Raw genomic sequence first — 12,090 nt, forward strand, 5'->3', positions numbered from 1 at the left:
GGGGAAGCGCGGAAAGTCACAGCGCGCCGGAGGCCGGCCGCGCCACACTGAGAGCATGAAGCTGCCCCGCGTCCCCTGCCCGCGCTGCGGCCGGCCCACCGCGGCCGGCCCGGTCGCCGGACGCATCAGCAAGGGCCGTCTGTGGCGGCACGACGACCCGGGGATGCTGCGCGTCCCGGACGGGCCGCTGGTCTCCTGCTCCGGCTCTTTGAGCCTGGTCGACATGCCTCTGCCGGGCCGTCAGCTCGAACTCGACGTCGAGCCGGAGGAGCTGTCCGACGTCGAGCCTGAGCCGACGATGGCCCTGTTCTGACCTCCACACCGCACAGTTATTGATCAGAAAACCGGGGTTGAGCTGCGGAAACTGTGCGGAATCGGGGCGCGCGGAGTGGTCTATCATCCACCGCTGACGTTGGCCGGATGATCTCCGCATAGGGGGCGGCAGTGCTCCAACTCCCCGAACTCGCCCTCCTTGCCCTGGCCGGGTACAGGGCGACCCAGCTCGCGGTGCACGACAGCATCCTCGATCCGGTGCGTGACCGGATCTTCGCCTGGTACGAGAAGCGGCCCGAGTCCGGCCCGCGCACAGCGGTCATCACCCTGATCTCGTGCGTTTACTGCATGGGCTGGTGGATCGCCGGGGCTCTCCTGGCGACCTGGCTGCTGGCGACCGGCGCCTGGCACGGTGAGCCGCTGGTCGTGCACGGTGCCGAGTGGCTGGCCGTCGCCGGGTCGGCTGTCCTCCTCAACCGGTGGGACGACTCCCTGAAGGACAGCGACTGATGACGCGCAGGGAGATCGTTGCCGCTGCCTCCCGGTACACGTCGCGGAAGATCCGCGGCCGGGGCACAGGTGACCAGTCGTGGCAGCTCCGCGCCTACGACATGTATCACCAGGTGCCCGAGGTGCGGTTCGCTGCGAACTGGATCGGCAACGCCATGTCCGGTGCCCGCCTGTACGCGGGGCGCCGCGACGACGACGGCAGCGTGGACCCGGCACCGCCCGGGCACCGCGCCGCCGAGATCGTCGACCAGATCGCGGGCGGCGCCGACGGGCAGGCCAAGCTGCTCGGACTGTTCGGGAAGCACCTGACCGTGCCCGGCGAGGGCTGGATCGTCGTCCGCCCGAACGAAGAGGTGCTGTCGCCGTACGTCCCCGAGGACGGGCACGACTGGCGCGTGCTGTCGGTCCGGGAAGTCCGGCAGCAGCAGGGGAAGTTGATCGCCGAGATCGACGGCGAAGAGGTCCCGATCCCCGAGGGCGACCCCGAGACGATGGACCCGGCTGGTCCGGTGGCCATCCGCGTGTGGGAGCCCGACCCGGAGCGCTCCATCGAGGCCGACAGCCCCGTACGGTCCTCACTGGAGCTGCTGGAGGAGCTGCTGCTCCTCAACGCCGCCGTGAAGGCCATCGCCCGCTCGCGGATCACCGGCCGGGGCCTGCTGTTGATCCCGAAGGGCACGCGCTTCCCGTCCGCCAAGCAGGGCGGCGAGGAAGACGACCTGATCGAGATCTTCATGACGGTCGCCGAGACCGCCATCCGCGATCCGGAGTCGGCCGCCGCGACCGTGCCGATCGTTCTCGAACTCCCCGCGGACACCATCTCCGAGATCAAGCACCTGAAGCTGGAGTCCGAGTTCGACGAACTCGCCCTGAAGCTGAGGGAAGAAGCCATCCGGCGGTTCGCAACTGGCCTGGAGATCCCCGCCGAGATCCTGCTCGGCCTCGGCGACGTGAACCACTGGGGCGCCTGGGCGCTCACCTCGGAGGCGATCCGCCTCGGCATCGAACCCAAACTCGCGACCGTCGCGTACGCCCTCACACAGCAGTGGCTCCGTCCGATCCTCGAAGCCGAGGGCGACCCGGAATGGCACCGCTGGATGGTCTGGTACGACACCAGCCCGCTCCGCGTCCGCACGAACCGCAGCGAGACCGCGCTTCAAGCGTTCGACCGGGGCGTCATCTCCGCCGACGCCCTCCGCCGCGAGACCGGCTTCGACGACTCCGACGCCCCCGACGAGACCGAGCAGCAGCAGAACCAGGACGAGGAAACCGAGGAGGAGACGCCGGCCGACACCCCACCGAGCGAGCCGGACCTTCCCGTCGACGAGTCCGAGGCCGAACCGGACACGCTGCCCGCCTCGGCCGGCCCGAGCGACGGGCTCCTCGCCGCCGCCGACGGCATGATCTGGGGCGCGCTCACCGCGGCCGGGGAGAAGCTGCGCAAGACCCCCGCCTGCCCACGCAGCGAGCGGGGCCGCGCCCGCGACGTCGAACCCGCCCGGCTCCACACGCTTCTGACGGTCGACAAGGGCCAGGTCGAACAGTGGCGGCTCCTCGACGGGGCATGGACCCGCGCCCCGGAGATCGCCAAGCGGTACGGCCTCGACCCGGACTGCCTCTCGTCGACCCTCGACCAGTACGCCCGCGAGCTGATCGCCGCCGGTGTCGAGCACGAGTACCGCATCGTGTCGAGCGTGCTCACCTCCTGCGTGGGCGGCGACCAGTGAACCGGCCACGCCCTCACACGCCGACGCGCACCCCGCGCGGTGACATGTCGCTGCACGCCGGGCACCTGCAATCCGGCTGGTGCCCGGCCTGCAAGGCGTACACCTACGTGAGCTGCGCGCTGCTGCTCCTCACCGAGCAGGGCGTCGCCACCATCGGCGAGTTGGGCTGGTGCGAGATCTGCGACGACCCCGACGACCCACTCCCGCCGAGGAGGATCGACCGTGCCGGATCGTGACGCCCAACTCGACGCCGCAGAAGCCGCATTCGCCCGGAACGTCGCCGCCGCCCTCACCGCCACGGCGGACGAGTTCACCGACGCCCTCACGGACGCGACCGAGCTGGTCGCCGCCCGGTTCTCCGTCGGCCGTATCGCCCGCATGTGGAAGGCCCGCGTCACCGGCCTCGTGCGCAGGCTCCTCGGCATCAGCGAGGAAGCCGCGCAGGCGGCGGCGGACGACGCCGGCACCGACCTGCCCGGCGGCTGGGACGACCTGCCCGGTCGTCACGCCGACGGCACCCTGCCCGAGGGCATCGGCCGGTACGCCACCGTCACCGAGGAGCTGCTGAACGCAGTCGGTGACCGCCTCGCCGACGCCGCCCGCCGGGAACTCGCCGCCGGGCTCGACGCCGGGGAGGACATCGACCAGCTCCGCGACCGGCTGCGCGCCGCGTTCGCCCGAGACGGTGCGCAGCTCGGCCCGGCGCGAGAGCAGCGCGTGGCAGCGACCGAAGCGACCCGGGCCTGGAACACCGCCACGCTGGAGGCCGCCAAGGCGTCGACCGATCCCGGCCGCGCCCTGGTCAAGCAGTGGCTCACCCGCCGCGACACCCGCGTGCGGGACTCCCACGCTGCCGTCAACGGGCAGCTCCGTCTCCTCGATGAGGAGTTCACCGTGGGCGGCGTCCCGATGCAGGCGCCCGGCGACCCGTCCGCGCCGCCCGGCCTCACCGTGAACTGCCGGTGCAGGATCGGTATCGCACCCGAACAGCCAACAGCCGCCTTGGAATCTCAAGCGCCGCCGTCGGCGGCGGTTTCAGACCGAAGGATGACCATGGAGAATCGGGTGACCGCCGCTGCGGGCGCGCAGACCGGCGCGATGATCGCGCTGGTGCCGACTACCGAGGACGCCGAACGCCTCGCCCTGCACTCGCCCGGAGCGGAACCGCACCACGAGCTGCACCTGACGCTGTTCTACCTGGGTGAGGCCGCCGACTGGGACGAGGAGCACCGCGCCGACCTGGTGCAGCGCCTCACCGACCAGGTCCCCGGCCTCGAACCCCTCACGGGGCGGGCCTTCGGCGCGAATCAGTGGAACGCCGACGGCGACGAACCGTGCTGGGTGTGGGCGGTCGGCGACGACCGTGACGCGGACGGCCCCGGTCTGGAGTCGGCCCGGCGCGCGGCCACGTCCGCCCTGGAGGACATGCACCAGCAGCCGGAGCTACCTGCCCAGCACTCGCCGTGGCAGCCGCACGTCTGCGCCGCGTACTCGCGCAGCCCGGCCCTGCTGACGGCGATGAACGAACGCCTCGGCCCCATCTCGTTCGACCGCCTGCGCGTCGCGTTCGCGGGCGAGCACACCGACATTCCGCTGGGACCGCCGACGGAGGAGGACCCCATGGAGGACGACCAGCACGACCAGGAGCAGGCCCTCGCGGCCCGCCCGTGGTCCACGCCCGGCGACACCGCGCTCGCCTTTGAGAACCAGCAGACCGGCGACGGACGCGTGTTCCGCCCCGGCTCGCTGTACTGGGACGGTGCCGGCCCCTGGCCGCTCCAGCACGCCGACGAAATGCTCATGGGCCACGAGGGTGCCGAACTCGCGGGCGCCATCCAGCAGATGAGCCGCGAGGGCGACCGTCTCATCGGCACCGGTGTCCTCTACCCGGGCCGCCCGGCCGGAGCCGACGCGCTGATGCTCCTGGAAGAGGGCGCACCGCTCGGGGTGTCTGTCGACCTGGACGACGTCAGCCTGGAGTTCGTCGACAACAGCGGGGAGGTCGTCGACGAGCCCGACGACGAGGTGGTGCTGCTCGCCGCGTCCCTGCCCAGCGCCTCGTTCCTCCGCCTGGAAGACGGTTCGTGGGCGGTGACCGCCACGGCGACCGCCGGGTGGACCGCCTCGGGACAGGTCATGTCCCGTACGGCGGCCGGGACGCAGCTCATCACCGGCCGCGACGGGCTCGTGCCCGCCGCCGCCGTACGGGCCGCGTTCGGCCCGACCGGCACCCTCACGGCTGGGGCAGGCGACCCGGACGCCGAGGACGGCGTCGTGCTGCACTCCGAGTCGTCCGGCGACCTGCTGATGCGCGTGACCCGCGCCCGGGTGCGCGGCGCGACCCTCGTCGCGATGCCCGCGTACGCGAACGCCCGCATCGTGCTCGACGACCCGCCCGAGGCCGACGACGAGCGCGAGGACGTGGCGGCGGCGGGCGGCCCCTCGGCCGCGCACCTACGCGTCGTGAACTACGTGAAGGCCGCCCCGGTGCCGGTCGGCGCCCGCGAGGTCGCCAAGGCTCTCGGCATCCGCATGGAAACCGCACGCGGCCACCTGACCCGCGCTGTGAAGGCCGGCCGTCTCGTCCGGCTCGCCCGGGGCCTGTACGTCGGTCCGGCGAATGAGGGCACCGAGCTGGCCGCCTCGGCGGTCGGGAACTTGGACCTGCCGATCCACGACGACCAGGACCGCACTTGGGACGGGCCGGGCGCGAAGAAGCGCATCCTGGCGTGGGCCACCAGCGGCGACGAGGTCGACCCGGACAAGCTCGCGCAGGGCTTCCTGTACCGCGACGACGAGGCCGACCCGGCGACGCAGAGCGCGTACAAGCTGCCGTTCGCGGACGTCGTCGGCGACCGCCTGGAGATCATCCCGTCCGGGGTGTACACCATCGCAGCCGTTCTGCAGGGCGGCCGGGGCGGCGTCGATGTGCCGCCGGACGACGAGAAGGCCATCCGCGGCCGGGTCGAGACGCTGTACAAGCGGATCGCGGAGAAGTTCGGGGACGAGTCGATCGTTCCGCCGTGGATGGGCGACGACGGCGACGGCACCGAGGACCGCGACGACGACAGTACGGCGTCGATGCGGGAGTTGGAGGCGTCGGCCTGGACGGCAATGCGCGAGGCCGCCCCCATGCCCGCCGAGTGGTTCCGCGAGCCGACCGAGGCCGAGCTGCCGCCCGGCAGCGGCGGCGTGCACTACGCCGACGGCCGGATCTACGGTTGGGTCGCGCAGGCCGGCGAGCCACACGCAGGATTCCCGGGCAAGAACCTCACGATCGAGAGCCTGGGCCGCATCGACCTGACGCACTTCCTGCGCGCGAAGTTCAAGCTCGACGACGGCAGCATGATCAAGGCGGGCGCCTTCACGATGAACGCGCCGCACCACCGCGACGGAGCCGAATGCGAAAGCGCCGCCTGCCAGTTCGACGATACGAGGACGGTCGCCGGGATCGTCACCGTCGGCATGAACAACAGGGGCATGTGGTTCTCCGGCGCGGCTGCGCCCTGGCTGTCCGAGTGGGACCGGAACGTGTTCTCCGCGTGCCAGCCGAGCTACCACATGAAGCAGGGCAGCGGCGGCGGTTGGCAGCTCCGCGCGGTGCTGTCGGTGCCGGTGCCCGGGCACTCCTCGCCGCTGCTCGCCACTGCCGTGGCCGAGCGGGCGAACCTGGCTCTGGCCGCGTCGGCGGCGGCTGTCCTGCCCGACCTGGACACCGTCCCGGACATGTCCGGCCAGTCCGTCGCTGACCTGCCCGGACAGCGCCCGGATGGTGTCCTGGACATGGCCGGACAGCGCCCTGTGCCGTCCGGGGACGTCGACCAGGTCGCGTACTCGCTCCTCGCGTCGGTGCCGTTCGTCGACGCCCTCCTGACGGCGATGGACCGCCGCCAGGAGCAGCGCGAGCAGGCCGCCCGCGCCGAAGCCGAACAGCTCGCGGCGTCCGTCATCGCCCCGGCCCGCGAGGAGATCGCCGCCGGGAACGCCACCGAAGAGAAGGGAGCCGCCTGATGTCGTGCTGCTCGAAGAACAGAGGCAAGAGGTTCCAGGTTGTCACCGCTGGCGGGAAGGTCGTATTCGAGACCGCCTCCAAGCCGACCGCAGACGCGGTCTCGAAGCGGTACCCCAACAGCAAGGTCGAGGAGAAGGCACCGCCCTCCACGACCGTCTCTACGCAGAAGACCCCGGGTGGTGCGTGACACCACAGCTTGACACCAGCCCGAACGGCACCCCTGGTTCGGGCTAGACTGATCCGCGGGGCGGCCGTCCGGCTATGCCGGGCCGCCCCGCAAAGCCGCTGGTTCTGGGCCGGGCACTCCACTGCTTCACCGGAGGCCCGGCTTTCATGGCTGATTTCGAGATCCCCGAGGACGTCACCGCACTCAGCGACGATGAGCTGAACGAGGCGCTGGAAGGCGCCGTCGAAGCCTTCGACGCCAAGTCGCAGTCCACCAGCGTCACCAGCAAGGATCTGGAGTCGCTGCGGTCCCTGGCGACCGCCGTCGACACCATCCGCACCGAGCAGGCCGCGCGCCGCGAGGCTGCCGAGCAGGCCGCCGCCGAGATCGACGCCCTGGCGGCGCAGGTCCGTGGAGGCGACGACGAGCCCGAGGCTGACCCGGAGCCCGAGGGCGACGGCGACGCGACCGCTTCGGCCGACGCCGAGCCCGAGGCCGAGCCGGAGCCCGAGCCGGCCCCGGCGAAGACCGCCAGCGCGGTCGTAACCCGCCCGGCCCTCAACCTCGCGGGCGTACGGCGCCGCCAGCCCCGGGTGCTGCCCGAGGCCCCGCCGCCCACCACGAGCATCACCGCGGCCGTCGACGTGCCCGGCTACGCCCCGGGCGCGCCGCTGGACTTCTCTGACATCACGGCCGGCATCATCTCCCGCGCCAACGCCTTGAAGACGGCGGGCGGAGGCGTGGGCCAGGTCATCAGCTACAGGCACCCTTACACGCACGACCTGATCGTCACCGACTCCAGCTCGGCGCCCGAGGGCACCACCGTGGCGATCAACGCGGCGAACCAGAGGCGCCTGCCGCAGGGCGACCTCATCGCCTCCGGCGGCTGGTGCGCGCCCAGCGAAACGATCTACGACATCGTGGATGTGGCGTGCCCCGACATGCTGTGGGACGCCCCCGAGATCCAGCTCGCCCGTGGTGGCCTCCGCTACTACAAGACGCCGTCGCTGGACGTCGGCGCAATGACGTGGATTCACACCGAGGCCGACGACATTTCCGGCGCGACGAAGCCCTGCTTCAAGATCCCGTGCCCGGACCCCGTCGAGATGCGCTGTGACGCGGTCGGTGTCTGCCTGGAGGCCGGCATCCTGACACAACGCCACTTCCCTGAGCTGGTGTCGTGGTACTTGCGCAACGCCATGGTCGCGCATGAGATCAGGATCAGGCAGGCGCTGTTCCAGCAGGCTGTTGCCATCGCGACGCCGGTCATCGTGCCCGAGACGATGGGCGCCCTGTCCGCCGTGTTCGCGGCCGTCGCGCTCCAGGCCGCCGACATGATCGAGCGTCACAGCCTGTGTGACGGCACCGCACTGGAGGTCGTGTTCCCCTGGTGGTCGCGGAACCTGTTCCTGGCGGACCTCGCACGCCGCAACGGTGTGACGATCGACCAGGTGTCGGCGCAGCAGGTGCAGGACCTCTTCACGCCGCTCGGCGTGATGATCCAGTGGGCGCGCGGCATCGGCCCCGCGGTCCCGACCGACATCGGCGGCCCCACCCCGGCGGCCAACTGGCCGGACGCGCTGAACTTCCTGATCTACCCGGCCGGTCAGCTCCAGATCGGCCGTGGTGAGGAGGTCAACCTCGGCGTCGTCCACGACTCGACGAAGTTCTCGACGAACGACTACACCGCGCTGTTCGCGGAGGAGTGCGTCGGCCTGGTCGATCGCAGCGTGGACACGCGGATCGTGACCGTCCCGGTCTGCCCGAGCGGTGAGTCCGGCGCGCAGACCCTCATCTCCTGCGACGCGTCCTGACCGGGCTCGTCCGTGACCGCGGTGGGCCGGTGCTTCGGGTGGCGCCGGCCCACCGCCCCCAACTCAGAAGGAGGTGAGGCGCGGTGGCTCCAGGACTGCGGAAGGCCGTCGAGGCCATCCCCGGCCGGCCCCTGCCGCACGGCATCCTCAACGCCGCGTGCACAGAGGTACGCGACGTCTCCGACGAGCACGAGCTGCTGGGCGTCGAGTGGCTGGCTCTCGGCTGCTGCCCGGTGCTCGCCTGGACCGATCCGTGCCTCGATGAGTCCCCGGGCGAGGAGTCGCCGGGAGACGTGTCCGGCGCGCTCGGGCGGAAGGAGTATTGCCGCCCCGAAATTGAGTTCGCCGACCCGATCAACCTGTACGCGGGCTCGGAGTGCTCCACGATCGGCTGGACCTACGCCGAGGCCCGCGCCCACGCCGAAGCGACGCTGGAGCTGGGCGAGCAGTACGGGCTGGAGTCCGCGTTCTGGCGGCAGAAGCTCACCGCCGATGCCATCGACCTGACGCCGGCCGACGGACCGCTGACGGTCCCGCAGGGCGTCGCCAGGCTGGAGGGATGTCTCGCCGAGGCGTACGGCGGCGTCGGCACCCTGCACGTCCCGGCCAGCGTCGCCGCCCTGCTGGGCTGCTGCGACCTGGCCCGGGAAGACCCGGGAACCGGTGGCCCATCCACCCTCGCGGGGAACTGCGTCGTCATCGGAGCCGGGTACAGCGCGGAGAACACCGGCCCCGGCCAGACCCCCGCCGACGAGGGCACGGCCTGGCTGTACATCACCGGCCCGCTCGTGATCCGCCGCGGCCCGCCCGTCGTCACCCCGGACCGGCCCGCCCCGTCAGTGAACACCCGAACCAACGACCGCAACGTGCTGGTCGAGCGCACCTACGTCGTGGGCACGACGTGCACCGTGTGCGCCGTGAACGTGCTGGTCCAGTAGGAGGCTGCTGTGTCTGACCTGATCCGCGTCGAGCCTGCGCGGGAGCGCCGTGTCGAGTTCGCTGCGTGGGCCGTGGCCCAGGACCCCAAGATCCGCACCGTGGCCGCGCACGCGTTCGCCGTCCCGGCCGCGCTGTTCACCGAGGCGCCGGAGGAGCTGCTGATCGGCGCCCTCGTGGACGGGCGGCCGTACGTCTCCCCGGACGCCGACGAGGACCAGGAGCCGCAGGACGACGTGCGCGCCGAACTGCTGGGCGTCGCCACCCCCGAGGGCCTGACCGCCCCTGTGGCCGAGGAGCGGACCGCCGATCCCGGCGAGCCGCTGCCCGAGGTGAACCCGGCGGCGTACGGACCGGACTCGGTGTCGCTGGACGCGCCGGACACAGCCTCGGACGACCAGCCGGAACGGTTCCCGTGCGACCTGTGCGACCGGACGTTCTCCACGGAGCGCGGCCGGGACACCCACCGTCGCCGCGTCCACGCGGGTGCGTGAGCGAGACGGCGACCGCAGGTGAGCCAGACCATCCCGCGGGTCATCCACTGGATCTGGGTGGGCGGCCCCGTCCCGAGCCGGTTCGCGGTCTACCGCGACACCTGGGCCAACCACCACCCCGGCTGGAAGGTCCGCGTCTGGACCGACGACAACCTCCCGCCGATGCGGAACCAACGGCTGTACGACCGGGCCGCCGAGTACGCGCCGCCGCCCGCCATCGGCCAGTTCCGGGCGGACGTACTCCGCTACGAGCTGCTGTGGCGGTACGGAGGCGTCTACGTCGATGCCGACTTCGAGTGCCTGCGCCCCGTGGCGCCGCTCCTTGACGGGGTCGACTGCTTCTCGGCGTGGGAGTCCGAAGGCCGGCGCATCGCCAACGGGCTCATGGGCTCGACACCTCGGCAGCCGTTCATCGACCGGCTGATCCAAGGGCTGGCGGCGCACGCCAACGAGCACAAGGGCAGCCGTCCGGCGATCTCCACCGGCCCGGCCTACCTGACCAAGACGCACCGTGCGCACCGCGGGCTCACGGTGTTCCCGTCCCGCTTGTTCTACCCGTACCTGTGGAACGAGCTGGACACACCGAAGGCCGAGCCTCCGTGGCCCGGCGAGTGCTACGCCGTCCACCACTGGCACAACCGCCGGAAACTGCGAGGGGAGCTACCACATTGAAGCGCGTCACTCTGTCCGCGCACGGAGCCACCGTGCGGCTCGATGTCGACTCGGGCGACCACATCGGCTCGCGGATCGCCCGCCGCCTGGACTGGTACGAACGCGACCTCCTGGAGGACGCGCGCAACCGCGTCCGGCGCGGCGGTGTCGCGGTGGACGTCGGCGCGCACATCGGCAACCACACGACATGGTTCGCCGCCGTGTGCGGCCTCCGGGTTGTGGCCATCGAGCCCAATGCGCAGTCACGTGCCCAACTGCTGCGGAACGTGCACCTGTCCCGGCTCGCCGACCAGGTCGACGTCATCGGCGCAGCCGCCGGCGCCGCCAAGGGCAAAGCGCGGCTCCAGCAGCCCCGCCGCAGCAACACCGGGATGGCCCGGGCGGTCCGCGACCGGGCAGGGAACATCCCAGTCGTCCCGCTCGACAGCCTTGGCCTGCGCGACGTGACCCTCATCAAGATCGACGTCGAGGGTGGGGAGATGGACATCCTGCGCGGCGCCCGCGAGACGATCGAGAGGGACCGGCCGGTCCTCTACATCGAGACCGAGGGGAAGCGGCTGCGGCAGGTCGACGACTTCCTCTCCGAGTACGGCTACGCGAAGTTCGGGCAGTACGCGATCACACCGACGTACGGGTACGCCCCCGCCGGGCACGGTCAAGTACGCCTGAGTACGGCGGTGATGGCACATCCCAAGCGGGAGCACTTCGTTCACGAGCTGCTGGAGGACCTGGACGGCCCGGCAGAGGTCGTCTGGGACCGCTACAACGACCGCTGGGACACCGGCCGCCGCTCCCTGCTGGCGCACGCTCCCGAGGCCACTCATCACCTGGTGATCCAGGACGACGTGCAGCCCTGCAAGGAGCTGCTGGCCGGGTGCGCCGAGATGCTGCGGCACGTGCCTCCCGGCAACCCCGTGGCGCTGTACATGGGTCGGTCGCGGACCCAGCCCCACCGGTTCCGCATGAGCGAGCTGGTCACGGCCGCGCAGGCGAGGGACGCCTCGTTCGCGGTCTTCGAGGGTCCTTGGTGGGGCCAGGCCGTCATCGTGCCGACCATGTCCATCCCCGGCATCGTGAGCTACGGCGACACCCACCCGGAGATCACGAACTATGACCACCGCATCGCCTACTACTTCGCCAGCATCGGCACGCCCTGCTACTACACGATGCCGTCGCTGGTGGAGCACCGCACCGGCCCGGACAACCCGTCACTGCTGGCCCACGGGAACGCCGTTACGCGGCGCGCCTCGTGGTTCGTCGGCCTCGACGAGACGCCCGCGAGGGTCGACTGGTCGCGCGGGGTGGTGACCCCGTCCGATCTGCCGGCGAAGGTGCGGGAGGCGTTTCCGCCCACGCCCAGCTATCCCCGCGTGCCCGTCCTGAGCAGGCCACGCCGCACGCGTACCCCCGTGCGCGGCTAGACTCCTGGTAGCCGCTGGTTATGGGCCGGGCCTACACCACATCACGTAGTGGAGGCCCACGATGC

At 71.5% G+C, this 12,090-nt stretch carries 10 protein-coding genes; all 10 read left to right on the forward strand.

Features of this window, described 5'->3' with window-relative positions:
- The first annotated feature begins 55 nt into the window (after positions 1-55).
- On the forward strand, positions 56-313 hold the full coding sequence (locus G5C65_RS00135) for a hypothetical protein (protein WP_165296471.1): 258 nt from the start codon (positions 56-58) through the stop codon (positions 311-313).
- 131 nt (positions 314-444) lie between these two features.
- Positions 445-783, forward strand: coding sequence for a DUF1360 domain-containing protein (locus G5C65_RS00140; RefSeq protein ID WP_165296472.1), 339 nt, complete (start codon positions 445-447; stop codon positions 781-783).
- On the forward strand, positions 783-2,510 hold the full coding sequence (locus G5C65_RS00145) for a hypothetical protein (RefSeq protein ID WP_165296473.1): 1,728 nt from the start codon (positions 783-785) through the stop codon (positions 2,508-2,510). Before G5C65_RS00140 ends, G5C65_RS00145 begins: the two co-directional genes overlap by 1 nt.
- A 44-nt stretch (positions 2,511-2,554) precedes the next feature.
- Positions 2,555-2,746: a hypothetical protein gene (locus G5C65_RS00150; RefSeq protein ID WP_165296474.1), complete on the forward strand. Its 192-nt coding sequence runs from the start codon at positions 2,555-2,557 to the stop codon at positions 2,744-2,746.
- The gene (locus G5C65_RS00155; protein ID WP_338146179.1) at positions 2,733-6,521 is read left to right on the forward strand and encodes a phage minor head protein; all 3,789 of its coding nucleotides are present in this window, start codon (positions 2,733-2,735) and stop codon (positions 6,519-6,521) included. The genes G5C65_RS00150 and G5C65_RS00155 overlap by 14 nt, the downstream gene beginning before the upstream one ends.
- A gap of 334 nt (positions 6,522-6,855) precedes the next feature.
- The gene (locus G5C65_RS00160; protein ID WP_165296475.1) at positions 6,856-8,502 is read left to right on the forward strand and encodes a major capsid protein; all 1,647 of its coding nucleotides are present in this window, start codon (positions 6,856-6,858) and stop codon (positions 8,500-8,502) included.
- An 83-nt stretch (positions 8,503-8,585) separates the two neighbouring features.
- A complete protein-coding gene (locus G5C65_RS00165; protein ID WP_165296476.1) occupies positions 8,586-9,440 on the forward strand; it encodes a cupin in 855 nt (284 codons plus the stop codon).
- 9 nt (positions 9,441-9,449) lie between these two features.
- Positions 9,450-9,932 (forward strand): C2H2-type zinc finger protein, encoded by a 483-nt coding sequence (locus tag G5C65_RS00170; protein WP_165296477.1) that lies wholly within the window; start codon positions 9,450-9,452, stop codon positions 9,930-9,932.
- 18 nt (positions 9,933-9,950) lie between these two features.
- Positions 9,951-10,604, forward strand: coding sequence for a glycosyltransferase (locus G5C65_RS00175; protein WP_165296478.1), 654 nt, complete (start codon positions 9,951-9,953; stop codon positions 10,602-10,604).
- Positions 10,601-12,025, forward strand: a complete 1,425-nt coding sequence (locus G5C65_RS00180) for an FkbM family methyltransferase (protein ID WP_165296479.1) — start codon at positions 10,601-10,603, stop codon at positions 12,023-12,025. The genes G5C65_RS00175 and G5C65_RS00180 overlap by 4 nt, the downstream gene beginning before the upstream one ends.
- Positions 12,026-12,090: the final 65 nt, after the last annotated feature.

This window comes from Streptomyces boncukensis (assembly GCF_011045075.1).
Classification (GTDB): domain Bacteria; phylum Actinomycetota; class Actinomycetes; order Streptomycetales; family Streptomycetaceae; genus Streptomyces; species Streptomyces boncukensis.

Excerpts from the sequence above, each read along its gene's own strand:
- G5C65_RS00145 (WP_165296473.1), top strand. The coding sequence starts at position 783 with ATGACGCGCAGGGAGATCGTTGCCGCTGCCTCCCGGTACACGTCGCGG.
- G5C65_RS00135 (WP_165296471.1), top strand. The coding sequence starts at position 56 with ATGAAGCTGCCCCGCGTCCCCTGCCCGCGCTGCGGCCGGCCCACCGCG.
- G5C65_RS00160 (WP_165296475.1), top strand. The coding sequence starts at position 6,856 with ATGGCTGATTTCGAGATCCCCGAGGACGTCACCGCACTCAGCGACGAT.
- G5C65_RS00150 (WP_165296474.1), top strand. The coding sequence starts at position 2,555 with ATGTCGCTGCACGCCGGGCACCTGCAATCCGGCTGGTGCCCGGCCTGC.